The following is a 23,958-nucleotide window of genomic DNA, read 5'->3' as shown; positions in this document are numbered from 1 at the left end:
CGGCAAGGGCGCCGAAGCCGCCTCGATCACCTCACTGACCCGCTACACGCTGCGGGCCGCAGCCCTCGTCGACGCCGAACCCACGGCCGCGCTCAAGGCCCTGAACACCGCGCTGCTGCTGGACGCGGCGGTCGGCACCCGCTTTTGCACCGCCGTCTTCGGTCTGCTCGACCCGGCCCGGGACGGCGGTTTCACGGTCACGCTGGCCACCGGCGGCCACCCGCCCGCCTACCACCTCAGCCCCACCCAGGACGGCGGCATGCTGGTGGAGGCGGTCCACGCCAAGGGCGGCATGCTGGTCGGCGCGTTCGCCGAAGCCGCCTTCGCCTCACGCACCCTGCACCTGGCACCGGGCCAGGGACTGCTGCTGTACACCGACGGGCTGACCGAGGCCCGCACCGCCGATGGCCGCATGCTCGCCGACACGGGCCTGATCGACTTCCTGACCCGGCGGCCGGCGCCGGTCGGTGCCGGCGCCCTGATCGACGACACCGTCGCCCTCCTGGACACCCTGCCCGACACTGAACGCGACGACGTGGCACTGCTGGCCCTGTCCGTCCCCACCCCCGACGCCGCTCCCTGCGGCATCACCACCACCGCCCACAGCGCCGCCGCCCCGACCGCCGACGCCTCCGTCGGGCAGGAGAACCGACGCCCATGACCGACGCATTCCACATCGACGTCCCGCACACCGACGGCACCCTGGCCGTGATCGCACTGTCCGGTGAGTTCGACATCGCCACCGCACCCGCCGTGCGGGCCCGCGCCCTGGAACTCCTCGCCGACGGCCACCCCGACCTGGTCGCCGACCTCTCAGGCGTCACCTTCTGCGACTCCTCCGGCCTGGGCGCCCTCGTCGGCATCTGGCGCTGCGCCAAGGACGCCGGCGGCTCCCTGACCCTGGCGGCCATCCCCGACCGGCTGGGCCGCCTGCTCAGCGTCACCGGGATGGACACCTTCCTGCCCGTCCACCCCAGCGCCGACGCCGCGCTCGCCGCACGCCAAGGCAACCGCACCACCGCCTGAAACCCCCGCTCGCCGGTCAGCACTGCACAGCCCGCGACGCTGAAGTCCCCCTCCCGGAGGCGAACCGGCGAATCGGGTCTGCAAGGGGCCGACCCGGCCCCCCGTCCGGCAGGGCCGGTCCGACCGCGCCCCGGCCCTGCCCCCTTGTGCGCCATCTGTGTCGGAGGACCAGACGAACACGGCGCAATCACCGGCCCCCTTGTCAGCCCGTCAGCCCCTACCGCCCCGCCGAGACCACGAACGACCCCGACCCCTAGGCCATGCCGAGGAAATGCGCGAGCTCCCGGCCCAGCGTGTCGAGGGGGCCGAGGTACTGGGGTGCAGTGAGGGAGGGCGCCAGTCCCACCAGTTGAAGAAGCGTCGGCGTCCGGACGTAGTACTGGATGACCCTCTGCCTGGTGGTGCCGATGAACAGGGAGTCGCCCTCCCACGCGTGTTCCCGGGTCATGCCCCGTTTGACTATCTGCCTCACTCTGATCTGGAAACAACCGAGCAGGACGAGACCGGCCACCGCGCTGAGAGTCACGCTCAGCAGCGAGGCGTCGCCGCGACGGATCTCCGTGAAGGTGCTGCCGACGATCATCGACCACACGGCGATCATCACGAGCACGGTGAAGCGCAACGTATACGGCACCGCCGTGTGGACGCCGCGCCGGACCACGCTCTTCGCGGAGGCGGTGGCCCGCCCGATGCGCTGCGCCAGGAGGAGGGCGGGCGGCCTGGGCTTGGGCAGTGCGTGGCCGGTGGCCGGGTTGTCGGGAAAGGCGGAGGCCGCAAGCTGCCCGGTCGGCGGATTGTCGGGCGTTATCGGATGTTCGCGGCCGGCAGGATCGACAACCTGCCCGGCGATGACGTGCGGGGCGGAGGCGATGCCGCCATCCACCAGACGCCACCCCAGTCGCCGCCGCAGGCGGTAGAGCTGGTCGTGCTCCTCTTCGAGGATCCGCTGGATCTGCCCGAGCGCTCCGTCGACGTCGTTGAGGCCGCTGACGAAGGCGTCCTCAAGGCGTACGACGGTTGTCCCCATGGACACCGCGCCGGCCTTGAGCCTTTCGATCTCCTCCTGGAGGCACTTGATCGTCCGGTTGGCGTGGTCGAGCATCTGCTGAGCGATGTCACGCTCGGTCTGCGCCTTGTCCCGGGCTTGGAGGAGCTGCCGCTCCCTGACCTCCGCCTCTTCGATCATGGTGCGGAGGGTGGCGATCTGGGCAGGGTCCGGCGTGCGCTGTTCCATGACGCTGTCGAGCTGCTGCTCCAGGCGCGCGATGTGCTGGAGGTGGTCGTTCTCCCTGCCGAGCATGAGGAACAGCAGCATCTCGAGGCGATGGTGGCTCTTGGTGGCAATCAGCTGAGCCTCGTACATCTGCTGGATCTTGTCGTACGCGGCGAGCAGACGCTCATCCGCGGAGGCCGTGGCCGGAAGGCCGGGAATATCGGGCACTTCGACGACAAGGCCACCGTGCTGCGCCACGCCTTTGCGGGCCTTCTTGCCATCGCGCTCCGCGGCGACCCACTTTTTCCACAGCTCCTGGGCTTCACCCTTCCACTTGTTCATCGTGACCACGTCCGGCGAGCAGATGTGGACGACCGCGCTGACGAACTCCCAGTCCGGGGCGATGCCGGCGAACCGGCTGTAGACGGTGTCGATCGACGGGATTCTGCCGCCGGTGAAGTCCTCCGGCTGCAGCTTCGCGTGGAACTGCCTCGCTGTCATCCCCGAGGCACGGAGCCACTTGCGCATCGCCGTGGCCAGGTCATTGGCCTCCGGCCTCCCGCCCTTCAGCTCCCCCCACGGACGGCCCCCTTTACCGCTGGCGTTCTCTGCCATTCGTCCCCTCCCCCGGGGCGACAACCCCTTGTTGTCGGGCTCAGGGCCATGGTTGTCGTGCCCATAACCCTGCGTCGCTTCAACCTGGGCCCGCACTGACTGACAGTCATACCAATTGCTCCATCCGGGGGCACAGAAGTCAGGCACATCGAAGGGGAGACGACCGTGAAGAAGCACCCGAACCACCGTCGGCACCACCGGCTCGCGATGAGGGCCCGTGCCGGCCGAAGGCCCGGCCAGCTCGTCCTGGCGGTCGCCAGCGCCGCCACCGCCACTGCCACCAGCACCCTGCTCGCATGGGCGCTCACCCACATCCCCTGGTAACGAGTGCTTCTTCCCGGGATCGGGCCCACCCTGGCAGCTGTCTCAGCGCATGCTCGCGGCCGGCCCCTCACGGCGAGGCCCTCGCAAGGGTGCAGGAGACGCACAACGACCCGCGCACCAGTCCGGTGGCGTGGTTGTGGTCGCAGCCCATGCGAGGGTCCGTCTCACCGCAGACAGCGCAGCGGCCGGTGGGCACGGAACTGCGGGGCGAGGCTCACCGACGACCGCTGGACGCAGGTACGCGGGTGAGACCGGTCCTGGGGCGACGGCCTGTGCGGATCGTGCGCGGACGCGGCCAGGGATCGGGCCGAAGCCGAACGCCTCGCGCGCCGCCAGGCGGAAGAGGCCGTAGCCCGAGCGGCGGCCGAACCACCGGCGGTGGCCAAGGGCCGCGGCGTGTTCCGGATCGGGCGGCGCCGGTAGCCGTGGGCAAGCCCAAGAGAAGTCTGGGCAAGCCGCCGTCCCCGGACGGCGGCTTGCCCACGGCCCCGAGGCGCGCTGAGGCGGTGGGGCGCGTCATCGCCGACACCAGCGAGGCCCTGGTAGCCGCCTGCTAGCCGGGAGCCGAGACCCACTGGCCAGCCCTCTACGTCAAGGCCCGTACCGACGGCGACCGCTCGGTGCGCGCGTGGTGGTGTTCGGTGCGATGGCGACCGGTGTGTAGGGGCTCGGGGGGGGGGGGGGGGGGGGGGGGGGCGGTGTGGCGGTGTGGCGGGAGACCGAGTTGCTGCTGTGGAAGGCGCTGGCCGCGTGGTTCAGCGTCAACGCGTTCTACACGGGCGGCGGGCTGTGGAACTGGTACGTGAACACGAGCATCCCACCCCCCCCGTACACCGAACGACGTCGACACCTTCGCCCTCACGGTGGACGTGGTCGTCGCCCCCGACCTGACTCGATGGGAGTGGGAAGGACGAAGACGAAAACGCGCACGTACGGCGGCTCGGCTTCGTCACCGACACCGAGCACCAGGCCGTGGACGCCGCCCGCGACCAGGTGCTCGCGATGCTCACCGAACACACCGGCCTGTTCGCGTACGTGGAACGGTGGGCGGTCTCGCGGTGGCAGCCGGGCTGGCGCAGCGCCTCAAGGCTGCCGATGCCCCGCAGGTGCTTCTCGGACGTTTCCCGTGACCGCCTGGCCGTCGTCGACCGGGGGCCGCCGGCAACGGCGCCTGAGGCCCCATACGTCGTGGACGAAGTCGCAGGCGGCGGCCGGAGCCGGGGCGTGGCGGAAGATTCGACGGGTACACGCGGTCGCACACGACGAAGTGTCAGTGCACCACAGAAGAAGGGGTGGGGTCCCACCATGATGATCGCCGGAATCATCGCTGTCTGCGTCATACTCGCCGTTCTGGCGTTCTTCCTGCCCCGCCTCTCCAGGCATGCCGAGCAAGGTACTCAGAAGACCCTCGGCCTGGGCTCCCGCGCGGGCGGCAAGGCCCCCGGCCCGCTGGGCCGCCTCTTGAGCAAGCCGTTCAGCAGCAGCTCCAAGGCGGTCGGTAGGAGTGGCTCGCTCGGCCGCCGCATGCGGGGCCACATGCCCTTTTGACCCCGCGCCCCGTTCGGCCCGGCACGCAATCCCCGTCGGCGGCCGGGCCGCTGTGTGCCGGCGAGGGCGAGCAGCACATCCGGCTCCTGGCAGCCGGCCGTCCAGGAGAGCGGGTACCGCGGCGGCCGTGCCCGCCCCGCTGTGGGCGGAGTGGCGAGAGCCGCACCTTTCATCGGGTCGTCAGGGATGCCGGGCGTCGCACGGCCCGGGTCGGCGGGTCCTCGGGTCCTACGGGACGGACAGCTCGCGCTCCGCTTCCCGGGGTTCGGATCGAGGCGCATGGTCGTCACCGCACCTTCCCCTGTCGTGAGGACCAGGTGTCAGGCCGCGACCAGGCCGCCTTCGCCAGTACGCCGTCGGCGGCGTCACCGTTGAGGGTGCCGGCGGTCCAGTGGCGCGTGGGTGAGCCCCGCCCCGTCCACGACCGGCACCCTCTCGAGACCGGACTGACAAGCGTTCCGTGTGAGGGGGACCGTCTCGGACGTCCCGCACGCACCGACGGCACTGTGGCCGTGATCGCACTGTCCGGTGAGTTCGACATCGCCAGTGAGTCCGGCATCGCCAGTGAGTCCGGGCATCGCCACCGCACCCGCCGTGCGGGCCCGCGCCCTGGACGTCGGCGTCCAGGGCGCATCGCCAGATGCGCTTGCGGTGCTGCTCGACGAACGCCTCCAGGCGCTCGATGTGTCCCAAGGGTTCCTCGGCGCGCACCGCGCTCAGCGCGACGTCGACGAACTCCCTGTCCGGCCAGAGTCGCGTCTCCTGCGCGGCCAGGGCCCACGGGAAGCGTTCGCCGCCAGGACCTCCATCGCGTCCAGCCCACGGCCGGTTCGGCTTCCTCCACCCCGGGCTTCTCCGGGGCGGGGAAGGAGTGCTGCGAGAGGTGGGCGGTCAGCTGGGCGCTGGAGGCGGCACGCCCGTGCTGGGCGGCGGTTGTGTCCGGCAGTTGCACGGCGCCGGCCACGATCTCCGGAAACACCGGGCGCCATCTCACAACCGCCCCTGCAGCGCAGCACACCCGGCCCGCGTCGACGGAAAGGAACGCCCGGAACCCGTCCCACTCCGCCCCCCGCCCATCCCGGCCGCAGATCCGCGACGGGGACGGACACGGTCAGCATCGGTTCCGGCAGTGCCCGGGCCACCTTGACGGTGTCGGTACGGCGGGCCCAGCTGAGCGCGACGACGCAGACGACGGTCAGGCAGACCGCAGCCAGGCACAGCGCCACGGGCAGCACGAGGGTGAGCAGGGTGTCGAGCATGCTGGGTGACCTCCGGTCAGTCAGTGAAAAAAGGGGTCCTGCCGTCCCGGTCGGGGAGGCCGCGAAGGAACCGGCCGTGGGCTGCGCCCGGTGACCGGTTCGAAGTTCCACCGCGGCCGGTGGCGGGACTGTGAAGGGCTGCCGGGGCAGCCCCGCAAGGGAAGCGAGGACCCAGCGAAGCAAGGGGGGTGCCAGGCCCGGTGCCGCCCGCCCGGCCGGCCGGTGTGCGGCCTGCTGCCCGGCCACCCCCCGGTCGAGTTCCGGAATCCCGGCTCCTCGGCCCGGCCGGTGGGCCGCTTTCCTCGGCGTGCCCTCACCGACGGTGGTGAGGTTGAGGGTGCGAGGTCCGGCCAAGGGACTGCTCAAGCCGACTCGGGCATGGCGGTCTTCCTGGCGCTTAACGCCCGGTGTGCACAGCCTGCTCGGCCGGGGCGTGCTCACCACGCCCCGGCCGACCGGTCCCGCTGCCCCGAGCGGGCAGCGGGCATTGCCGCGTCAGCTCTGCAGGACGGTGTAGAGGAGGGCGAGGACGGTGGTGGCGGTGACCATGGCGGTGCCCAGGGCGGGGTTCTGATAGGCGATCCGCCCGATCGCGATACCGGCAAGGATGAGCAGGGCGAGAACGGCGAGCACGTACACGATGAGCCTCGATGAGATAGCGACGAGTGCGGACAGGCACCAGTGAGCCACCCACGACCTGGGCTTAGGGGGAAACCGAATGACAGCGAACGACTCCGAAGAAACCGGAAGGGCCACCGAACCGGTCGCGGAGTTCGCCGCCTGGATGCGCGAACTCCACCGGGACGCGGCAAAGCCCAGCTACACCACCATCGTGCGGCGGAGCCGAACGCGGTACCCGGATGCCACCGTGCGGGAGAGCACCATCTCCGACGTCCTCAGCGGCAAACGACTCCCACGCTGGGAGACTGCCGAGCCCATCGCCTGGGCGCTGGGCGGCGAGCCCGCGGTGGCCGCGTGCCTGGAACGCTGGAAACGCGCCGACGCCGCCCGCTCCACCACACCCGCCCCGCCCACAAAGCGAAACGTCCAACTGCCCTCCCCCCAACCCCAAGCGGCGGACGGATCACACGACACACCCGCCCCGCCCACAAAGCGAAACGTCCAACTGCCCTCCCTCCCACCCCAAGCGGCGGACGGATCACACGACCATGCCCGACAGGTTCCGGCCGGCCCAAGACGCACCCGGCCCTGGACGCTGGCCACGGCGACTGTCGCCCTGCCCCTGCTGGGCTGGGCCGGCATCGCGATCCTCACCAACACCACCGACACCACCGACACCACCGATACCCGTCCCCCGGTCACCTCGGGCACCCCCGATCCAGACCCCTCCGACAGCTCACCCACCGCCAGGTCGACCAGCAACGCCCCCACCAGGACGGCGCAAACTCCCAGCACCGTCTTGCCGGCCCACAGACAGCTGACCGCCAAGATGCACCCGATCGGCTCCTCACCGACCGAGTGGACGCCGCAGAAGGACATCGGCATCAACGTCACCGCCCTGGATGAGAAAGGCGTGAGCTACTTCGTCATCACCCCGACACGCAGCTGCACGGCCACACGGGTGGCGATCGGGGAATCCGCCGTCATCACAGGCGAAGACGGCGGCTGGATCCGGCTGATTGTCACCGCCATCGACCCACCGGGCCCCGGCCTGCAGAATCTCCCGGTGACCTTTCACATCACCCGCGCAGACGGCGATCCACCCCGCGGCACCAAGGCATGCACCTGATCGACAGCAGCAAGGAAAACCGCGATGTTCCGGGTTTCTGCCAGTGGAGTGGTGGGCAGTACCTGGCGGCGCCGGTAGCCGCGGGCAAGCCCAAGGGGTGCCTGGGCAGGTCGTCCCCGGACGGCGGCTTGCCCACGGCCCCGAGGCGCGCTGAGGCGGTGGGCAGCCCGGCCGGACACCCCGGCCGGAACGGGTGGGGGAGGGCGCGACGCACCGCTTCAAGCCCGACCAGACGGTCGTACGGCGCGACGTACACGGCTCAGGCCGGGTGCGGAGCGAGCAGGCGCTGCGCGTCATCGCCGACACCGGCGAGGCCCTGGTGACCGCGTGCGCCCCTGGCGCTCAGGCCCGGTGGCCGGCCCTGTACGCGCAGGCCCGCGCGCAGGGCGACCGCTCGGTGCGCACGGACGGGTTCGACGCGATGGCGACCGGCGTGTGGGAGCTTGCGGGCGCGGTGTGGCAGGAGACCGACCTGCTGCTGTGGAAACCGCCCACGTCATGGTTCAGCGTCAACGCCTTCTTCGTCCCCGACGGTGACGGGCGCAGGCTGCGGAACTGGTACGTCGACTTCGAGCACCCCACCCGCCGCACCGAGGCCGGCTTCGACACCTTCGACCTGACCGTGGACCTGGTCGTCGCGCCCGACCTGACCCGCTGGGAGTGGAAGGACGAAGACGAGTACGCGCACGTGCGGCGCCTCGGCATCGTCTCCGACACCGAGCACCGGGCCGTCGACGCCGCCCGCGACGAAGTCCTGGCGATGCTCACCGAACGCTCCGGCATCCTCGCGCAGGCGGAACAGTGGGCGGCCTGGCGCTGGGATCCGGCCTGGCCCAGCCGCGCCTGCCCCGGCCGGTCCCCGCGACGCGACGCTAACGGAGCCGGTGCTCTACGTTCCCCCCCGCCCGGGTCCCGCGACCGCGTCTCCACCCGGGAGACCAGCGCGGCCGGGCGGAAAGGACTGTCACCATGACCTTCATCGAGCCCGGCCTGTACGTACGCAACGCCTTCGCCGAAGGCCCGCTCGCCGACGCCGCGCTGTCCCGCGCCGCACAGCTCCTCGACGCACTGCAGGGGCAGGCGCCCACGATGACCGACGGCCAGCTGCACGACGGCGTGCACCGGGCGCTGCGCCGCTGCACCCAGGAGCAGCCACCCACGTGCCAGGTCGACAGCATCACCGCCCTGATCCGCCGCGGAGTGCGCATCGACTGGCCCGCCTCCGACCGTGCGATGCCAGCTCCGCTGCACGACAGGCCCTGCCGGCCCGTCGTGGCAGCCGGCTGTGTGACCCTCCGACTCGCATCTGCCGACTGCGATCGCGGGGCCACACGGTCGGTACAGGGCGGCCGGTCCCATGCCAGGCCCGCAAGGAGCGCACGTCTCGCTGGACGAACTCAAGGGCATCCGCGCGGTCGCCCGTTCGCTCGGCGTCTAGCAGTGCACCATGGGGCAGACCACGTCCTGGCTGGGCGGGCGTTTCCTCCATCGAGGAGATGGAGGCCGCCTTCGCCGCCCGGGTCCCGCAGCGCAGGGTCCAGATCCGCAAGACCCACCAGGAGGCCAGCGCCGGCGCGGCCGGCTCGTACACATCGCCCCCCTGGGGGCGGGAACCGGGTGAGCTGCGCCAGGGTCACCAGGAAACGAGCCGCCCGGAAACCGGAGTAATACATTCCACCTCCGGGTAGTGACCGAGCGTGAACAGCTTGTTGCGCATCGGAGAAGAGGGGGCCACCGCCGAACGCGTACGGCCTGTGGTGACAGCCATGGTCGAGGAGCTGCGGCGAAGGACGCCGCGGATGCTCGGCTTCCCGGCCAACCTCGCCTGGGACGCCTCCTATGCGCACAGCCTGTTGTCCATGATGATCAACAACGCCGGCGATCCGTCCACCCACGACGACTCGGGAAACGACGCCAAAGCCTTCGAGCAAGCAGTGCTCTCCTGGTTCACCGACATCGCAGGCGGAGGCCGGGACACCTATGGGTACGTCACGGCCTCCGGCAGCGAAGGCATCCTGTTCGGCTTGTTCGTAGCACGGCACAGGTTCCCCCGAGCGCCGGTGTACCTCTCCGCAGACGCCCACCACAGCGTCCGCAAGGCGGCCGCCATCCTCCGGATGGAAACCGTCACCGTGCCCTGCCGGGACGACGGGACGATGGAACCAGCGGCGTTGGCACGCCTGTGCCACGAGGCCCGGAGGACAAAAGGCGGACGCAGCGCGGACGGCGCGGTGGTCGTGGCCACGATCGGCACGGTGATGCGCGGAGCCGTCGACGACCTGCCCGCACTGCGCGCCGCCGGCAGCCAGGCAGGTGGTGTCCACCTCCATGCGGACGCCGCCCTGGGAGGCTTGGTGGCCGCCTTCTCCCGCCCGGAGCCCGCCTGGAACCTCGCCCACGGTGCCGACAGCCTGTCGGTGAGCGGGCACAAACTCCTGGGCTGCCCGGTGCCGTGCGGCATCGTGCTGACGCCTCGGCGGTTCGTCCCGCCGCAGCCGACCGGCCAGTACCTCGGCGCCGACGACCACACCCTGGGCTGCTCCCGCAGCGGTCTGGCCGCCGCCTTGCTGTGGTGCCGACTGCGCGAGATGGGCACGCGAGGTCTACGGGAGACCGTCGCCCGCTGCCAGCAGACCGCCCAGTACGCCACCGAAGCCCTGGCAGCGGCGGGAGCGCGTCCTGAGCGCTTCCCGGGCTCCCTCACCGTCACCTTCGACCGACCCGACTCATCGACCTGCGCCACCTGGCACCTCGCCACCCAGGGTGACCGCGCCCACCTGGTAGCCATGCCACACGTGACACCGCAGGCCGTCGACATGCTCTGCGCCGACCTCGGCCGCGGCCACTGAGAGAGCACACCGGACAACGAGCCGGGATGTCGTGAGCTCGGACATCGACTCCGTCAGCCGACGACGGCCCTTCGGCCCGGTCGACCAACGCCACTGGACACCGCCCGCCGGCGCTGAGCGCCGCCATGTTCCCAACGGCAAGTACGCCGCCACCGGCATCACCGACCGCGGAATGACGAATGCCATCGGCACCGTCATCGCAGGCGACCTGCCGACCCGCGACCCGCGGGCCCGCACCGCCGCCGAACATGCCGCCGACGGCGAATGGACCGCCACCCCGGCCCCCGGCGCGCCCCGGTCGCGCCCGCCGTGCTGCCGGCCCCTCGGCTCCGGCCCGGCCGCCGACCCCGGCAGGGCCCGTACCTGACAGACGGCGGGCGCCCCGGCCGGGAGATGGCCGGGGCGCCCGCCGTGCCGTACGAGGGTCAGGCGGCGGTGGCGCCGCGTGCCAGCGCGGCGAGCGGGGAGCGACGCCCCTTCGGCACCAGACGCAGCCGCTCCCAGTCCGCCTCGGGGTGCTCCTGGACCAGCCTCTCGATCTCGGCCGTCCGGTACAGCGCCACGTCGACCGGCCCCGGCCCGGCTCGTGCCGAAGGCGACCTGGACCGTCTCGGCGGGGCTCACCCACCCGAGCCGGACCATCCAGTCGAAGTCCGCCCTGCGCCAAGCCGACGGGTTCGCGGATTCTCGGGGTGGAATAGCGGGGAACCGGAGGGGACGTGGCGGCCGGTGGCGGAGTAGCCGACGGGTTGGGGTGTGACCGAGGTACGCGCCAAAGGGGCAACGAGATGGCGTCACTATGCCCCCGGTGACCACCGGCGGTAACTATCGCCCGTCAGGCGCTGCTTGACCTTGCCGCTGGCGGCAGGGTTGCACGATGGCCGGCATGAACAGCACCGCACCGCAGAGCAGCAGGATCGTCGCCGTCACCGGAGCCGGCACCGGGATCGGCCGGGCCACCGCCCGTGCCTTCGCCGCTGAGGGCGCCCACGTGGTCGCGATCGGGCGGCGGGCCGAGCCCCTCAAGGTGACCGGGGCCGGGCACGACCGGATCACGCCGCTGGCCGCCGACATCACCGCCGAGGGCGAGCCGGAACGGATCATCCGGGAGGTGCTGGAGACACACGGCCGGCTGGACGTGCTGGTCAACAACGCAGGCATCGTGCGCAGCGGCGCCCTCGGCACGCTGACGCCGGAGATGATCACAGCTCAGCTTGCCACTAACCTCGTCGCCCCCATCCTGCTGGCCCAGGCCGCGCTGCCATTCCTGGAGAAGTCGGGCGGGGTGATCGTCAATGTCAGTACGTCGGTGGGGCAGCGTGCCTGGCCCGGCAGCTCGGTTTATGCGGCTACCAAGACCGCTCTGGAGCTGCTGACCCGCAGCTGGGCGGTCGAGCTGGCACCCCGCGGGATCCGGGTGGTGGCGGTCGCTCCCGGCGCGATCGACACCCCCATCGGTGAGCACCAGGGCCTGACGCCGGAGCGGATGGCAGCGGTGCGGGAGTGGCAGCTGGCGCACACCCCAATGGCCCGGATCGGCCGCCCCGAGGAGGTGGCCTGGGCAGTGACCCAGCTTGCCGCACCGGCCGCGTCGTTCGTCACCGGAGTGGTACTCCCGGTCGACGGCGGAGCGGTCGTGGCGTGATAGGAGTGGCCCGGGAGGTGGGATGGGTGCGGATCGGTGAGCTGGCCAGGGCAACGGGGACAACTGCCCGTGCGCTGCGGCACTACGAGCAAGCCGGACTGATCTCCTCGCAGCGGGCCCCCAACGGCTACCGCATCTACGACGAGCGGGCGGTGGTGCGGGTCCGCAATATCCGCTACCTGCTGGCCGCCGGGCTCACCCTGGACGACGTGCGGGTGTTCCTGCCGTGCCTGGACGGCGATGTGGCCGCCGCACCGCCCTCGGAGAAGGGCCTGCGGGTCGCGCTGGAACGGCTGGCGGTCCTCAACGAACGGATCACTGCCCAGACCGAGGCCCGCGACCGGCTGGAAGCCGCGTTGCGACAGGCAACCGGTGGCCGGGTCCGCCCAGTGGCCTGAACGCCCGCCTCGTCGCAGAAGCCGGAGGGACCTGGAGTCGCTACGCTCCCCACACCCACTCATGGTGACCACGAGCCCTCACCGGCCAAGGAATACGCGACTCTCGATTACGCGAGGTTGCCAGTTCTGTACCCCGGGTTCGGGACTGCCGATCAGGCTTGGGTCGGCTCTGGCCCGAATCGGTGAGGGTGGGCTGCTCTGACGTACTTAAGTGCGGTCGTGTCGGAGATCCCGAAGACGCGCATCAGGTGCACGGGGTCGGCAGTTTCGTGTGCCTCATCGAGCAGCCGGTCGATGCGGAGCCTCCGGGGCTGGATACCGAGCTTTCTGAACACCAACCGCAGCCCGTCCTTGGACACCGGAGGGCCGTTGGGGTCGACCGCGGTGACCTGCGTGACGATCAGGTGCGGATTGGTGCTGCGGGGCCAGCGCTCAGCCCGTGCGCGAAGCCAGTCGGTCAGGAGCTTCATGGTCAGTTCGTCGAGATAGACGACGTGATCACCGAAGCGGCGGCCGACGACCAAGCGCCCTGCCGGACGGTCGAGGCCGGTCAGGAGCTGATGGCGGATCTCCTGTGGCCCCAGCGCGTGGATGGCCACCAGAGCAACGACGACCTTCGCCATCGCGGTCGGTGCCTTGTCCAGCAGACCCACGAGCCGGTCCGACGGGATGCGCCGGGGTGCGTTGACGGTGGAGGCCACGGAGACACCGTGGGCTGGATCGCGGAAGATCACGCGCTCGCGTTTCAATGCGCGGAAGAGCGATCGCAGGCTTGCGTGGAGCGAACGGGCTTGTTCTCCCGTGCGGCTGCTGAGTATGTCCTCGATGTCCTTCTGGGTGATCTCACGGAGACTGCTGACCCGCTGGCCCCACTGCTGCAGGGCCGGGACGTTGTAGTGCGCATAGCGTCGGATGGTGACCCAGTTCATCGTGAAGGAGGGCTTGCGGCCTTCTCCGCGGAGCACGCGGACCCAGGCGTCCGCCTCGTCCCGCAGGTGATCGGGAACACCCTGCAGGAGCCGTTCGAGCGCTGCCTGATCCGGGTCCGTCCGCTCCAGGGGAACGAGTAGGCCGCGCTGGTCGAGGAAGGCTGCGACGCGACGTCCTGACCAGTTCGGGCCGAGTCTGGTGACGGCGCGGACGTCGGCCTCGAGGAGGGGGGCGTCGATACCGAGCCAGGCGACGAGAAGCCGCAGGACTTTGACGTTAATGTCCCGGGAGGGGGTGGTCCAGTGCTGGTCGGCTGCGAACTGCCAGAAATCGGCGACGAGTTGTTCGGCCGTGGCCCTTCCCCGCGTTCGAGGACGCCATCACCGCGTGCCTGGCCCCCGACCCCGCCGACCGGCCCACCGCGAAGGAGCTGACCGCCGCATGGTGACCCTGCGCGCCCTGGCCCTCGACGACGCACCCGCCCTCACCCGCATCTACAGCGGGGCATCCATCCGGCACACCACCGGCAGGCCCCTGACCCTCAAGCAGGCCCACCACACGATCCGTACGGCTCTCGCTCGAGCCGCCGAAACGCCCCGCCCCCAGTGGAGCTGGGGGCATCCTCCATGAGAGCGACCTGATCGGCCTGATCGCCCTGCGCCGACGCACCCCGGCCATGGGCACCATCAGCTACATCCTCCGGGAAGACAGCTGGGGCCACGGCTACGCCACCGAGGCCGCTCACCAGGTCATCACGGTCACCTTCACCACCGCTGGCCTCAACCGGCTGGAGGCGATGCACCACCCCGACAACCCGGCCTCCGGCCGCGCCCTGGCCAAAGCTGGGTTCACCCGCGTCGGAATGGCCGGCCGGGACACCGAGACGGGACCCGTCCCTTACGAGCTGTACGCGCTGGAGAGCGGCGCCTGACATGAAGCTCAACGACCTCGGCCCGCTGATGGCCCGCCGCCGGGACGGCGGCCTCAGCTTCGGCTTCGACCGCTTCCGCTCCGACCCGGCACTGGCCGCCCTGCTGCACTGGCCGGACGACGTCCTGCGGGACTTCCTCTTCGACCACGGTGACAACGGCCACTTCTTGGACGACTACGGCGACGTCGATCTGTGCGCCATCACCTGGGAGCTGGAGACGATCCCGGCTGCGGCCTTCACCACCATGCCGACCGGCGAGAGCGACGCCGGCTGTATCGAGAGCTACGCCGCCGACCCGGTGTACTGGGTCAAGGTGCGGCCCCCGGAAGTGGGCCGGTACTGGGAAGAGCACGGGACGTGGCTGCGCCCGCTGCTCCTCATCGACCGGCGCCTCCTGGACCTGGCGGACAGCGGACTGCAGGTCCTGGAGGGTCGCACGCGCGTTCGGAGTGCTGTGCGGTCGCCTTCGCGAGCAGCTGCGCGTCGCTCCCGCCCACCAGGCGTGGGTGGCGCGTCCGTGAGAACCTGCCCCGTCGCGCTGCGTACGCTGCGAGCATCGAGGTGTTTTCGAGGAAGAGATGCGGATGACTGACAACCCGCTCGTGCCGGGGCCGCGTCGTGACATGGCGATGCACAACGACTGGTGGGTGTCGGGCTGGGAGCACGTCCTGCCCCGTCAGGGCTTCCCGCTGACCATGCTGATCGGGACCGCGAGCCAGCCCGGTTCACCGGCTCCCTGGACGACCTTCTGCAAAAAATCTTCGACGGGCACTGGACATGATCGGTGGCGACCTCGACGGCGCGCTCACCTTCTCCTGGCCCGACGAGGAAGGGGACTACGAGGCCGCGCCGGAGGGCCGCGACATGCGAGGCGGCCCGCTGGGAGCAGTTCAGCACCATGCTGACGACCGCCGGCTTCCCGGTGCCCACCACCGTGAGGGACCTGTCCGAGCTCTATCTGACGTGGGGCCTAGCCAGCCGCGAAGAGACGCCGGACGGCACCCGATGGTCCATGCCGGCCGTGCTGCCGCTGCCCGGCGACCTGGTGCCCTTGGACCCCGAACTCACCGAGCGCCTCGACAAGCTCCGCTGGACGATGCGCACCGGCCCGCTCCTCGACACCCTTATCGACCACCTGGTCAACGATCTGGGTGAACCGGCAGAGGCCCTCACCTCCCTGGACCGGCTGGCGGCAGCCACAGGCCAGGACGTCGACGACGTCCCCGCTCGCTCTCGCGGAACTCGTGAAATCCGGCGACGCCCGTGTCCAGCGCGGCGAGGAGCCGGCCGACGCGGAGCGTCTGCAGGCCCACCGCCGCTTCCGCCTGGTCATGGACTGGGAGCACTTCCACGACAACCGCATCCAGGTCAGCCGCGGGTGACCGAGGCCGCGCACGGCACCGTCGGGACCAGCGACATGCGCCTGATCGTGCTCCGAGGCAACAGCGCCTCGGGCAAGTCCTCTGTCGCGGCCGGCCTGCGCGAGAAGTTCGGCCGCAACCTCGCCATCGTCGCCCAGGACAACCTGCGCCGGATCGCGCTGCGCGAACGCGACCGGCCCGGCGGCGCCAACATCGGCCTGATCGACCTGACGGCCCGCTACGCCCTCGACAACGGCTTCCACGTCGTCGTCGAAGGCATCCTGTACGCCGACCGCTACGGCACGATGCTCCAGAACCTGGTGCGCGCCCACCAGGGCGTCACCCGGTGCTACTACCTCCACGTGCCCTTCGAGGAGACGGTGCTCCGGCACGCGACGAAACCAGATGCCGAGTACCTCGCGCACGTCAACGAGAGCCACCTACGCGGCTGGTACCGAGAGAAGGACCTGCTCCCAGGCGGCCTGGAGACCGTCATCGACGCGGCCAGCACCCTGGACGACACGGTCCAACAGATCCTCTCCGGGAGCGGCCTGGACGGCATTCCCCCGATCGACCGCTGAGGGGCGCCGCCGCAGGTACGGTCATCATCACGGCACCGACGAGGGCACACACCACCGGACCCAGGGGGCAATGGGCGTGGAGAACGGATCGGACAGCATCGCGTGGGGCGGCGAGTGGCGACGCCACCTCCGCTCCGATGCCGAGATGGATCTCGTGCGCTCGTGGAAGCGCCGCGTCGAATGCCCGACCTGCAAGGCAGCCGCAGGGCGGGCCTGCCGCACTGCTTGATGCAGGACCCCAGCGTGACAGCGGGCCCGGCGGCCCCGAAGAAAAGGCACGCGTCGCTGTCTGCAGGGCCGTAATTCCAGAGCATCGAGGCCCAGGAGCTCGCCGCCAATGCCCACTACCGGCGCCGACGTGAGGCCGGAGACTGGCATGCCCGAGCCCTGCGGCACCTGTTCAACCGCATGCTCGGCCAACTTCACCACTGCCTCCAGAACCGGTGACCTTCGACGCGTCCATCGCGTTCCCTCCTCCCACCGCAGCTGGCTGATCAATGAGGCCCCGGCTCATGACAGGCTGTCCTCCTGAGCACTGAGGGGGAGCCATGGCAGAGGTCGGTGGGTGGATCTGGGAACGCAATCTGCGGTCGTTCCTGGAGTTGCTGTCGCACTACGTGGGCTACGGCTTCGATGCCACCGACTGGGAGACGGTGGCACTGGCGCTTGAGGCGACCGACGACGAGCGGACCGACGGCTGGTACTCGTATCCCTTGGTCGGCGAGCATCGACAGGTCGAGATTCGCCTTGCCCGCGCGGTCGGCGGCGATGAGGTCAGGCTGGCCGTGAAGGGCCACCTGACGCCCGAACTGGAAGTCCGAGCGGACACCTTGCTGGCCGCCTTCGCAGCTGGCTGACCAAGGTCAACTTGACCTGCTAGCCGCATGAGGTGTCTTTCCCACGCAGTAACCGTGGGAAAGAGGAACCCCTCGCACCCGGGGCCGGCCGCCCGGACCGCGTTGTCGGTTGCGACTGAAAGGCTGACCAGATGAACGGAGATGAGCAGCTGCTGCGCGGCCGGGTCTACGGCCAGGACCACGACCATCCCAACCCCGGCCCGCTCCCGCACCGGACCTACGCCGAACTGGTCGGCGGCCCGCTGGACGGCCTGCTGCTGGACATCCACGGCTGGCGCACCGAGGAAGTCGACGACGGCGTCGCCCTGACCACCGAGCTCTCCCGGTGGCCCGGCGGCCGCGCCCTGTACGACCCGCGGCCCGGCGAACCCCGTACGCCCGGCCCCGGCATCAGCTGCCGCTTCTACTACTCCGGCGACACGCCCTGACGCCCACCGGCGCCGCTCGGCCTGCCTTCGGTCTGCTGGGCCGCCGGGGCGGGATCGGGGCTCCTGTCGATCAGGGCGGCGACCGCGGCGGGCAGGGCCGGCAGGAGCGTGCACAGCAGCGTGACCAGCACGGTGTGCCAGACCCACCACGAGACGGTCTGCGGGTGCACGGCGGGGATCATGCCCCAGTGCACGCCGTAGAAGACGATCCCGTACGCGGTCAGGACCGGAGCGTCGATCACGAGGTGCCGATCCGTCCGGAACGGCAGGAACCCCGACCAGATGACGATCCCGCCCAGAAGAAGGATGGTCACCGGTACGGCAGCGCCGCGCAGGCCCTGATCCCGCTCCAGCCAGTCGTGCAACTGGGTTCCGGTCACACCCAGCGTGGCCAGCAGACCCAAACCGCCCAGCGCCGCGAGCACCAACGCGGCGTGAGGGTCGATGCGCTCCAGCAGCTTCACCCAGCGTTCGTCCCAGTCCAGCTTCTCCCCAGGCTCGTCCGTCTCCCCAGACTCGGCGGCAACGTCGGTCATGGTCTGCTCCCCTCCAGGCGGGCCGGACGGCCGCGTCCGAGCGGACCGTACGAGCACGGGGAAGCAGACGTCCGAGGAACCGGAGCGATGATCCTTACGAGTGAGCGGAAGGCCGGACCCGGGCGTCAGCAGTCGGAAATCTGATCGAAGCCGCGCAGCAGCGGCGTCAGCTCTTGAGCGCACCCGCACAGCGTGCACAGCCGCGTCCCCGGGTTCTCCGCCACGTTCAGCGCCTGCTCCACACCGAGCAGCGGCGCGTCCTGCGGGGCCTCCTCGCAGTCCGACGCGTGCAGCACGCCCCGGGCCGGGCCCCGCCCCTCGCGGACCTTCGCCAGGACCCAGCCCGAGGCCGGCGCTCCCCGAGGACCTCGCGGACCACCGACGTCGGCGGAGCCGACGGAAGAGGCTCGGTGGGGACCTGGTCGTAGTCGACGCCGTCGACCGGCCGCACATGGTCGGGCGCCCGGACCCACACCCGGTACTCCGCCGCCTCCACCCCGCCGTCCTCGAGGTCCCGGTACGACGGGAACCCCACGAGGTACACCCACCCCGTCTCGGTCTGAGGCCGCCTCCACAGCCGCGCCACGACCTCCTGTTCCGGGTACCCGAGTACCGGGTCGGCGGGCAGCACGACCCGCACCGGCACCGGCCGGGCCGCGTCGTCGGAGGGTGTGGTCACGACCCCACGGTAAGCACCGCCGCTGCCAGCTTGATGGACGACGTCACCGCTCGGGCAGCTTGCGGCGAAAACCGTCCATCGCCTTCTTCACGTCGCCGAGCTGGTCGCCCAGCACCCGCATACGCCAGTCCAGGCGCTCCATCCGGGCGGCGGCCGCCAGCGACGCGAACGTCTGCGCCATCTGTGCCGCGCCCGCCTCGCTGCCGACGCCTTCTTGACGTACCGGGCGGCCATCGCCCGGTCTCCGTCCTGGAAGACGAGACGCTGGACCAGTGATGGCTCCTCCTCGAGGCCGAGCACGCACTTTGGCCGCGGGCATCCAGCAGGGCGGGGTTCACGAGACGCAGGCGATCTGGATGACCGACGCCGACGCGGTGACCTGGTTCACCGACCCGGACGACACCCAGAACTGACCGAGTGCCGGACACGCCACGGGCCCCGGGGGATCAGCCATGACATCCCCGGGGCCCGGAACGGCTTCCCGCTGTCCAACGACCGCACGGCTCCGAAGTGACGTGAATAACCCTGTTGTCGGTGCCGCCTGCAGCTGTCCCGCTCCGCACGATCGGTGCGGCGCCGGCGTCCTGCCGCTTCACAGTCATGCTGCCGCGGGCCCGCCGCCCCGCCGTCCCGTCGCCGCGGTCCCCTTCTGCTCCATCCCGCCGCAGCGTCCCCGTCGGGCCGCCGTCTACGCGCTCCCCGCCGCAGCACGGTCGCCCCCCGCGGCGCCGCGCTGCCGCGCCGCCACCACGGCCTCATGTCGGCCGTGGCCGTCCCCCTGCGGGCAGGTCAATCGGCGTCGCAGCCGATACCGTCACCGTCTCGGTCAAGGCGATGGGGGTCGTCGGGGCCGACCCAGACGGGGCCCGACAGGTCCGAACAGTCCACGTCAGGGACACCAGCGGGGGGCCCGTCTGGGAGATCTGGGCGTGCTGGGGTTTCTGGAGCGGGGGAGTCGGGGGGAGTGCTAGAGGTGTCGGGCCGCTCGGGGCAGGCGGTCCACAAGCCGGCTCCGGTCTGCTGGGCGTGGTCTTCGGCGTCAGAGATCTTGGTCCAGTACTTGTCGTTGGGTGGATAGAGGACCGCTTCGGCGTGACCAGTGCGAACGAGGCTCTCGTTGACGAACGTGCCCTGTTCGTTCCATACGTACAGCAGGTACCGGTTATAGCGGTCAGTGAGTTCGACGTCGCGTTCGGCCCGGATACGGCTGCCCGGCGGCAGGAGCGTGGTCGTGCGGGTGGTGGCCTTGTCGGCGAAACAGGCACCGCGCTCCGGAGCGTCGATCTCCAGAAGTCGTACTCGGGCGACGGTGTCCTTGGGCAGGATACGACCGTCGCCGCGCACCTCGAGGGTGTCACCGTCGATGATGCGGAGCACCACCCCGTCCGCTGTAGCTGTCGAGGGCGGCTTCGGCTTTGTGGTCGGCGTGGCTGCGGGGCTGTCGGGCGGCTCGGCAGGCGGCTTCGTCGCATCTGTGGGCGAGTCGCTTCGGGGTTTGTCGGACGGCTGAGTCGTGAATGTCTGTGTCGGCTCAGTCGTGCCGGAGGTGCGCTCCTGGCCATCATCAAGCAGTGCCCCGAGACCGCCAAGGCCCAAGAGAAGACCGAAAATGACCAGGACTGTGGTGATCCAGGGGTGCTTGAGGCGCTTGGGATCTCTGGGGCCGTGCGGGCTCCGCGAGCGGGCTTGCCACTGTTGATCACGCCAGGCGTTCTCATCGGGAGGCGGAGAAGGGCACATGGCGCCCTCCAGGATGGAAAGTGCTGTGTTACCAGTACAGCACTGGCCCTGTCCGGCCGCCTTTTGGCGGGTTACGGGATTGGGGTTCCCCGCTGTGCGGGAGGCGCTGATCAGCTGTATGCCAGCCGCTTGGCTTAAAAGCACCGTACCGTGGAATGCGCTACTCCTTGCCGTCCGCCATTCCATTTTGGCTAACGGGAGGGCCTTCTGGATACGGACGGGAGTAGTCCTGGACTGGATCAATGCTATTAAGGAAGACGCGGGCTTAAGGAAGCGCAGCACGCCTGGGACAAGGGGCGGAACATCTTGGTTTTCAAGTCCACCGTGATCCTGGGGCGGGTCACCGCCGGGACCTGGAACCGGCTCGCCCCGCAGGCCAGGCCCGCCCCGGAGGACAACACGCACCCCGGCCGTGTCCACGTCGTGCAGGGGGGGGGGGGCAGCGCCCACCCGACGCAGGTGCTGCTCCTGACCGATGCCGAAGCCGCTGAATGGGGCGTCACCACGGCGCCCGCACAGAACTGACCCGTACCCGGACAGCCACGGGCCCCGGGGATCAGCCATGACGTCCCCGGGGCCCGGCTCGGGGGTCGCACCGTGTAGCGACGCTGCGACCCCCACCGTCACGCGGTGGCCGGCCGCGGCCCCTCCAGCACGCCGGCGACCTTCCTCGCCAGCTCCGCTCGATGGGTCGTCCTCCACCTGCTGCGCGTTCGTGGCGTGCCGCCGCCCGGAACGGAACTGCATGCTCGCCCAGACCCCCGGCTCGCTCACCGCGACGGGAGCCTCCTCGCCCAGAAAGGGCGAGCTGGTTGGCGGCCGTGTCGAGTTTCGCGAGGGCAGCCAGCCTCGCATCGCGTACCTGTACGTGCTTATACGGCCCATTCCAGCCCGAGGCCGGCGAGCGCGGCGAGCTTGTCGGCGGTTAGCTTGGACCGGCGGGTCTTGCTGTTGGACAGGAACACCCCCGCCTTGACCTCCGTCCCGTCCGGCAACGTCTCTACGTGGCCCCTGGGGACCTTCAGGTGCCCTTCCCGCGCCTTGTACTGCTCCAGGGCCGCGAGACCCCGTTCGAAGCCGCCTACGGCCCCTTTACGGCCCTGCCCGGGCCCCTCCTGAGTCTCCTGGGGGAGCGGGGTGACACCCAGGGCCTCCAGCCGCTCGCGCTGTCCGTCCGCCAGGGCCCCCCAAACCTCGGGCCGCCGTTGCCGCTCCAGCCACCGCCCGAGGTCCATCCCGTGCACGGTGACACCGGGCAGGACCACGGCCTGGCCGTCCTCGTCGTGCAACAGCTCCCGTACCGCCGCATAGGCCCGCTGCCACTCCACCGGCCACGCCGGACGCCAGTCCGGATCGATCGCTTCCAGCGCCGCCCGCCACTCGGGCCGGCCTTCCAGGGCGCCGGGCCGCCGCAGGTTCGCCAGCCACTGCCCCACCGGCCGGTCCAGCGCCACCGCGGCCTTCGGCGCGCACAGCGTCCAGTGCTGCTCGTAGTACGCCTTCGCGGCCTCCAGGTTCTCCTGGAACCGCTCGTCCGCGACCGACCACACCATCCCGAGCTTCTCCAGCCGGGCCGCGCGCTGCCCGCTCATCTCCCCGGCCCCGTACGCCCGCCGCTGCTCCGCCACCCACTGCCCCAACGGGTAGGCACCCTCCCGGTGACCGTAGGGCACCCGAGCGTGCCCCTCCCGCTGCACGTACTCCTTGAGCTTCGCCCAGCCGCGCGCCCAGTCCTGCCGCTCCGTATCGATCACGTTGAACGACACCCACTCAGCGACCATCGCCGGATCACGAGGAGCGGCAAAACGAAGCAGCAGACGGGATTCCTCCTCCCCCTCCTCGGGCGGCGTACCGATGAATACCGACGGCTCCACATCCCGCTTCTGCGGCTCCTGCGGAATCGCCAGCAATTCCACCGCCTCCTCATCATGAGCCCGCAAACCGGAAAGAACTTTCACCAGCGGCTTGTACGAACCCGAAGTGAACATATCCTCCGGCTTCTCACCAGGCGGAAGAAACACCGGAATAAGCAAAGACGCGAGCTTCCCCTCACCCGGCTTCTGCCGGAGCGCCCGCCCAATCGCCTGGACAATGTCATGCGGCGCACCCTTCGGGTCCAGCAACGCCACACTGTCCACCGCCCGAATATCGACACCCTCACCCAGCACACGGCAGTTCGACAACACTGCCCGCCGCGCCGTCGACCCGAACTCGCCAAGCACGCCCTGCCGCCGCTCCGCCGGATGCTCCCCGCACAGCCAGTCCGCCCAAATCCGCTTCGGATACCGCTCGGGCTCGTTCGCGTGCAACTTCCCCGCCACCGCCTCCAGGCCCTCCGCGAAAGCCTGCGCCTCCATCGTCCGGTGGTGGAACGTGATGCACGTCTGCAACCCGTGCTGCGCCATCGCGTGCAGCAGCGCCGCCTGCAGCGCCCCGAGCCGCTGCCCGCGCACCTCCTCCTCGCGCCGCTCAGGGCCCATCAGCCGCTCGGGCGTGACGACGGGGTCCTGATGTCGTCGTCGGGTTGATCTGATCGGGTGGGAGATGGCTTAGCTGGGCTGATCAGTCAGCTGGTCAGGTCGCAGCTTCTTGTTCGGGCTGTGTTGATCATGGTTCTGTGTGCGTTGGTGAGCAGGGGTGGGGTCTGTGGCCTGCGCGGATCGTCCGGGGACCTCCCGTCGGGGCTGTGATTGATCAGGTATTTGGCTGGGTGGTCATGTTCCGTGGGTGGCTGTTACAGCGGTGTGGAGGCGAGTCGTTGGCAGGGAGCTGGTGGCTGTTGTTTGCCGACGGGCGCATGTCGGGCGGTATTGAGAGTGCAGGGCAGTGCCCCGCGAGTCCTTGGGGACTGGCGGGGCACTGTGGTGCGAGCGAGTAAGGATCAGCCCTTTTTGGGTGCGAGTTTGGCGATGTACTGGTGCGAGACGCCGAGCATGGCGCCTGCGTCCCTGACCGTGGCCTTCATGGTCAGGGTGCGCGCGGCGGCGGCGAGAGCCTCGGCGGCGGCCTTGGAGGCTTCTTCGGCTTCCTTCCGGGCCTTCTCGGCCGTTGTGATTGCGTCGGCCATGGCGGGATCGGCCGGTCGCATCACGACCTCGAATGACTCTTCGGGGATCTCTAGCAGTGTCGCTACCACGTCGGTAGCCATCCTGCGTGCCTCGCTCCATGTACGGCCCTGAGTGACCCCGACGAAGCCTTCCGGTAGGTCGGTGATTGTCACAACCCAGTGCGAGCCGTCATTGTTCGCGATCGCCTTGTATGTTGTCCTATCGGCCATTTCTCCTTCCC

Annotated in this window: 29 protein-coding genes and 2 pseudogenes; 20 read left to right on the top strand and 11 right to left on the bottom strand. The window is 70.3% G+C overall.

What is annotated here, in order from left to right; translation table 11 throughout:
• Positions 1-661: PP2C family protein-serine/threonine phosphatase (locus ACSUPT_RS29320; protein ID WP_436946308.1), on the top strand; the 661-nt coding region annotated here is incomplete at its 5' end.
• Positions 658-1,026, top strand: a complete 369-nt coding sequence (locus ACSUPT_RS29315; protein WP_351968334.1) for an STAS domain-containing protein — start codon at positions 658-660, stop codon at positions 1,024-1,026. The genes ACSUPT_RS29320 and ACSUPT_RS29315, both read left to right, overlap by 4 nt.
• 253 nt (positions 1,027-1,279) lie before the next feature.
• Here ACSUPT_RS29315 and ACSUPT_RS29310 read toward each other — a convergent pair whose 3' ends face one another.
• Positions 1,280-2,854: a hypothetical protein gene (locus tag ACSUPT_RS29310; RefSeq protein ID WP_436943060.1), complete on the bottom strand. Its 1,575-nt coding sequence runs from the start codon at positions 2,852-2,854 to the stop codon at positions 1,280-1,282.
• Between the two features lie 165 nt (positions 2,855-3,019).
• On the opposite strand from ACSUPT_RS29310, the gene ACSUPT_RS29305 reads away from it, so the two are divergent.
• The gene (locus tag ACSUPT_RS29305; RefSeq protein WP_399218509.1) at positions 3,020-3,178 is read left to right on the top strand and encodes a hypothetical protein; all 159 of its coding nucleotides are present in this window, start codon (positions 3,020-3,022) and stop codon (positions 3,176-3,178) included.
• Positions 3,179-3,245: 67 nt separating this feature from the next.
• Here the strand turns inward: ACSUPT_RS29305 and ACSUPT_RS29300 are convergent, their stop codons facing one another.
• A complete protein-coding gene (locus ACSUPT_RS29300) occupies positions 3,246-3,374 on the bottom strand; it encodes an endonuclease domain-containing protein (RefSeq protein ID WP_436943058.1) in 129 nt (42 codons plus the stop codon).
• A gap of 1,109 nt (positions 3,375-4,483) precedes the next feature.
• Between ACSUPT_RS29300 and ACSUPT_RS29295 the strand changes: the two genes are divergently transcribed.
• Positions 4,484-4,726 (top strand): DUF6411 family protein, encoded by a 243-nt coding sequence (locus ACSUPT_RS29295; protein WP_399218555.1) that lies wholly within the window; start codon positions 4,484-4,486, stop codon positions 4,724-4,726.
• Between the two features lie 1,754 nt (positions 4,727-6,480).
• Here ACSUPT_RS29295 and ACSUPT_RS29290 read toward each other — a convergent pair.
• A complete protein-coding gene (locus ACSUPT_RS29290) occupies positions 6,481-6,675 on the bottom strand; it encodes a hypothetical protein (protein ID WP_351968086.1) in 195 nt (64 codons plus the stop codon).
• Between the two features lie 28 nt (positions 6,676-6,703).
• Here ACSUPT_RS29290 and ACSUPT_RS29285 point away from each other — a divergent pair, with 28 nt between their 5' ends.
• From ACSUPT_RS29285 to ACSUPT_RS29270, 4 genes are all read left to right on the top strand, one after another.
• Positions 6,704-7,735, top strand: a complete 1,032-nt coding sequence (locus ACSUPT_RS29285; RefSeq protein WP_436946307.1) for a hypothetical protein — start codon at positions 6,704-6,706, stop codon at positions 7,733-7,735.
• A gap of 193 nt (positions 7,736-7,928) precedes the next feature.
• Positions 7,929-8,708, top strand: coding sequence for a DUF402 domain-containing protein (locus tag ACSUPT_RS29280; protein WP_436946306.1), 780 nt, complete (start codon positions 7,929-7,931; stop codon positions 8,706-8,708).
• 724 nt (positions 8,709-9,432) lie between these two features.
• Positions 9,433-10,584: a pyridoxal-dependent decarboxylase gene (locus ACSUPT_RS29275; RefSeq protein WP_436946305.1), complete on the top strand. Its 1,152-nt coding sequence runs from the start codon at positions 9,433-9,435 to the stop codon at positions 10,582-10,584.
• Between the two features lie 31 nt (positions 10,585-10,615).
• Positions 10,616-10,951: a hypothetical protein gene (locus tag ACSUPT_RS29270; protein ID WP_436946304.1), complete on the top strand. Its 336-nt coding sequence runs from the start codon at positions 10,616-10,618 to the stop codon at positions 10,949-10,951.
• A 58-nt stretch (positions 10,952-11,009) separates the two neighbouring features.
• On the opposite strand, the gene ACSUPT_RS29265 is transcribed toward ACSUPT_RS29270, so the two are convergent.
• Positions 11,010-11,147 (bottom strand): hypothetical protein, encoded by a 138-nt coding sequence (locus ACSUPT_RS29265; RefSeq protein ID WP_436946303.1) that lies wholly within the window; start codon positions 11,145-11,147, stop codon positions 11,010-11,012.
• Between the two features lie 314 nt (positions 11,148-11,461).
• On the opposite strand from ACSUPT_RS29265, the gene ACSUPT_RS29260 reads away from it, so the two are divergent.
• Together ACSUPT_RS29260 and ACSUPT_RS29255 are read left to right on the top strand one after the other, a co-directional pair.
• Positions 11,462-12,229, top strand: coding sequence for an SDR family NAD(P)-dependent oxidoreductase (locus ACSUPT_RS29260; RefSeq protein ID WP_436946302.1), 768 nt, complete (start codon positions 11,462-11,464; stop codon positions 12,227-12,229).
• A 26-nt stretch (positions 12,230-12,255) separates the two neighbouring features.
• On the top strand, positions 12,256-12,627 hold the full coding sequence (locus tag ACSUPT_RS29255) for a MerR family transcriptional regulator (RefSeq protein ID WP_351968105.1): 372 nt from the start codon (positions 12,256-12,258) through the stop codon (positions 12,625-12,627).
• A 152-nt stretch (positions 12,628-12,779) separates the two neighbouring features.
• Here ACSUPT_RS29255 and ACSUPT_RS29250 read toward each other — a convergent pair whose 3' ends face one another.
• Complete coding sequence (locus ACSUPT_RS29250) at positions 12,780-13,556, bottom strand: hypothetical protein (protein WP_436946301.1); 777 nt, start codon at positions 13,554-13,556, stop codon at positions 12,780-12,782.
• Positions 13,557-13,998: 442 nt separating this feature from the next.
• Between ACSUPT_RS29250 and ACSUPT_RS29245 the strand changes: the two genes are divergently transcribed.
• From ACSUPT_RS29245 to ACSUPT_RS29205, 9 genes and pseudogenes are all read left to right on the top strand, one after another.
• The gene (locus ACSUPT_RS29245) at positions 13,999-14,187 is read left to right on the top strand and encodes a hypothetical protein (protein ID WP_399218519.1); all 189 of its coding nucleotides are present in this window, start codon (positions 13,999-14,001) and stop codon (positions 14,185-14,187) included.
• 46 nt (positions 14,188-14,233) lie between these two features.
• Positions 14,234-14,488: a GNAT family N-acetyltransferase gene (locus ACSUPT_RS29240; RefSeq protein WP_399218520.1), complete on the top strand. Its 255-nt coding sequence runs from the start codon at positions 14,234-14,236 to the stop codon at positions 14,486-14,488.
• A gap of 1 nt (position 14,489) precedes the next feature.
• The gene (locus ACSUPT_RS29235; RefSeq protein WP_436946300.1) at positions 14,490-15,080 is read left to right on the top strand and encodes a hypothetical protein; all 591 of its coding nucleotides are present in this window, start codon (positions 14,490-14,492) and stop codon (positions 15,078-15,080) included.
• Positions 15,081-15,386: 306 nt separating this feature from the next.
• Positions 15,387-15,650 (top strand): annotated as a pseudogene (locus ACSUPT_RS29230) (DUF6042 family protein); the annotation flags it as partial.
• Complete coding sequence (locus tag ACSUPT_RS29225; RefSeq protein ID WP_436946311.1) at positions 15,640-15,870, top strand: DUF6042 family protein; 231 nt, start codon at positions 15,640-15,642, stop codon at positions 15,868-15,870. The pseudogene ACSUPT_RS29230 and the gene ACSUPT_RS29225, both read left to right, overlap by 11 nt.
• Positions 15,867-16,430, top strand: coding sequence for an AAA family ATPase (locus tag ACSUPT_RS29220; protein ID WP_436946310.1), 564 nt, complete (start codon positions 15,867-15,869; stop codon positions 16,428-16,430). The genes ACSUPT_RS29225 and ACSUPT_RS29220 overlap by 4 nt, the downstream gene beginning before the upstream one ends.
• Positions 16,431-16,500: 70 nt before the next feature.
• A complete protein-coding gene (locus tag ACSUPT_RS29215; RefSeq protein ID WP_436946299.1) occupies positions 16,501-16,659 on the top strand; it encodes a zinc finger domain-containing protein in 159 nt (52 codons plus the stop codon).
• Positions 16,660-16,978: 319 nt separating this feature from the next.
• Positions 16,979-17,287, top strand: a complete 309-nt coding sequence (locus tag ACSUPT_RS29210; protein ID WP_399218522.1) for a hypothetical protein — start codon at positions 16,979-16,981, stop codon at positions 17,285-17,287.
• A gap of 131 nt (positions 17,288-17,418) precedes the next feature.
• Positions 17,419-17,715, top strand: coding sequence for a hypothetical protein (locus ACSUPT_RS29205; RefSeq protein ID WP_351968073.1), 297 nt, complete (start codon positions 17,419-17,421; stop codon positions 17,713-17,715).
• Here the strand turns inward: ACSUPT_RS29205 and ACSUPT_RS29200 are convergent.
• The 4 genes and pseudogenes from ACSUPT_RS29200 to ACSUPT_RS29185 all read right to left on the bottom strand — a co-directional run bounded on the left by ACSUPT_RS29200 (position 17,694) and on the right by ACSUPT_RS29185 (position 20,310).
• Positions 17,694-18,251 (bottom strand): hypothetical protein, encoded by a 558-nt coding sequence (locus ACSUPT_RS29200; RefSeq protein WP_351968072.1) that lies wholly within the window; start codon positions 18,249-18,251, stop codon positions 17,694-17,696. The genes ACSUPT_RS29205 and ACSUPT_RS29200 overlap by 22 nt on opposite strands.
• Positions 18,252-18,376: 125 nt before the next feature.
• Positions 18,377-18,897: pseudogene (locus ACSUPT_RS29195) on the bottom strand (DUF6233 domain-containing protein).
• 76 nt (positions 18,898-18,973) lie between these two features.
• Positions 18,974-19,111, bottom strand: coding sequence for a hypothetical protein (locus ACSUPT_RS29190; protein ID WP_399218523.1), 138 nt, complete (start codon positions 19,109-19,111; stop codon positions 18,974-18,976).
• A gap of 608 nt (positions 19,112-19,719) precedes the next feature.
• A complete protein-coding gene (locus tag ACSUPT_RS29185) occupies positions 19,720-20,310 on the bottom strand; it encodes a thermonuclease family protein (protein ID WP_436946298.1) in 591 nt (196 codons plus the stop codon).
• Positions 20,311-20,976: 666 nt separating this feature from the next.
• Here ACSUPT_RS29185 and ACSUPT_RS29180 point away from each other — a divergent pair.
• Positions 20,977-21,195, top strand: coding sequence for a hypothetical protein (locus ACSUPT_RS29180; RefSeq protein WP_436946297.1), 219 nt, complete (start codon positions 20,977-20,979; stop codon positions 21,193-21,195).
• Positions 21,196-21,542: 347 nt separating this feature from the next.
• On the opposite strand, the gene ACSUPT_RS29175 is transcribed toward ACSUPT_RS29180, so the two are convergent.
• The gene (locus tag ACSUPT_RS29175) at positions 21,543-23,150 is read right to left on the bottom strand and encodes a Helicase associated domain protein (protein ID WP_436946296.1); all 1,608 of its coding nucleotides are present in this window, start codon (positions 23,148-23,150) and stop codon (positions 21,543-21,545) included.
• Between the two features lie 401 nt (positions 23,151-23,551).
• Positions 23,552-23,947, bottom strand: coding sequence for a type II toxin-antitoxin system HicB family antitoxin (locus tag ACSUPT_RS29170; RefSeq protein ID WP_436946295.1), 396 nt, complete (start codon positions 23,945-23,947; stop codon positions 23,552-23,554).
• Between the last annotated feature and the right edge of the window lie 11 nt (positions 23,948-23,958).

This window comes from Streptomyces sp. SudanB25_2051 (genome assembly GCF_964272635.1).
Taxonomy (GTDB): domain Bacteria; phylum Actinomycetota; class Actinomycetes; order Streptomycetales; family Streptomycetaceae; genus Streptomyces.
This window is presented reverse-complemented; position numbering and strand designations above follow the sequence as displayed.

Bases quoted from the DNA above. Each gene is read 5' to 3' on its own strand.
- ACSUPT_RS29260 (WP_436946302.1), top strand. From the start codon at position 11,462: ATGGCCGGCATGAACAGCACCGCACCGCAGAGCAGCAGGATCGTCGCC.
- ACSUPT_RS29235 (WP_436946300.1), top strand. From the start codon at position 14,490: ATGAAGCTCAACGACCTCGGCCCGCTGATGGCCCGCCGCCGGGACGGC.
- ACSUPT_RS29250 (WP_436946301.1), bottom strand. From the start codon at position 13,556: ATGAACTGGGTCACCATCCGACGCTATGCGCACTACAACGTCCCGGCC.
- ACSUPT_RS29295 (WP_399218555.1), top strand. From the start codon at position 4,484: ATGATGATCGCCGGAATCATCGCTGTCTGCGTCATACTCGCCGTTCTG.
- ACSUPT_RS29200 (WP_351968072.1), bottom strand. From the start codon at position 18,251: ATGACCGACGTTGCCGCCGAGTCTGGGGAGACGGACGAGCCTGGGGAG.
- ACSUPT_RS29245 (WP_399218519.1), top strand. From the start codon at position 13,999: ATGGTGACCCTGCGCGCCCTGGCCCTCGACGACGCACCCGCCCTCACC.
- ACSUPT_RS29285 (WP_436946307.1), top strand. From the start codon at position 6,704: ATGACAGCGAACGACTCCGAAGAAACCGGAAGGGCCACCGAACCGGTC.
- ACSUPT_RS29205 (WP_351968073.1), top strand. From the start codon at position 17,419: ATGAACGGAGATGAGCAGCTGCTGCGCGGCCGGGTCTACGGCCAGGAC.
- ACSUPT_RS29175 (WP_436946296.1), bottom strand. From the start codon at position 23,150: ATGGGCCCTGAGCGGCGCGAGGAGGAGGTGCGCGGGCAGCGGCTCGGG.
- ACSUPT_RS29310 (WP_436943060.1), bottom strand. From the start codon at position 2,854: ATGGCAGAGAACGCCAGCGGTAAAGGGGGCCGTCCGTGGGGGGAGCTG.
- ACSUPT_RS29210 (WP_399218522.1), top strand. From the start codon at position 16,979: ATGGCAGAGGTCGGTGGGTGGATCTGGGAACGCAATCTGCGGTCGTTC.
- ACSUPT_RS29215 (WP_436946299.1), top strand. From the start codon at position 16,501: ATGGGCGTGGAGAACGGATCGGACAGCATCGCGTGGGGCGGCGAGTGG.
- ACSUPT_RS29240 (WP_399218520.1), top strand. From the start codon at position 14,234: ATGGGCACCATCAGCTACATCCTCCGGGAAGACAGCTGGGGCCACGGC.
- ACSUPT_RS29190 (WP_399218523.1), bottom strand. From the start codon at position 19,111: ATGGCGCAGACGTTCGCGTCGCTGGCGGCCGCCGCCCGGATGGAGCGC.
- ACSUPT_RS29315 (WP_351968334.1), top strand. From the start codon at position 658: ATGACCGACGCATTCCACATCGACGTCCCGCACACCGACGGCACCCTG.
- ACSUPT_RS29170 (WP_436946295.1), bottom strand. From the start codon at position 23,947: ATGGCCGATAGGACAACATACAAGGCGATCGCGAACAATGACGGCTCG.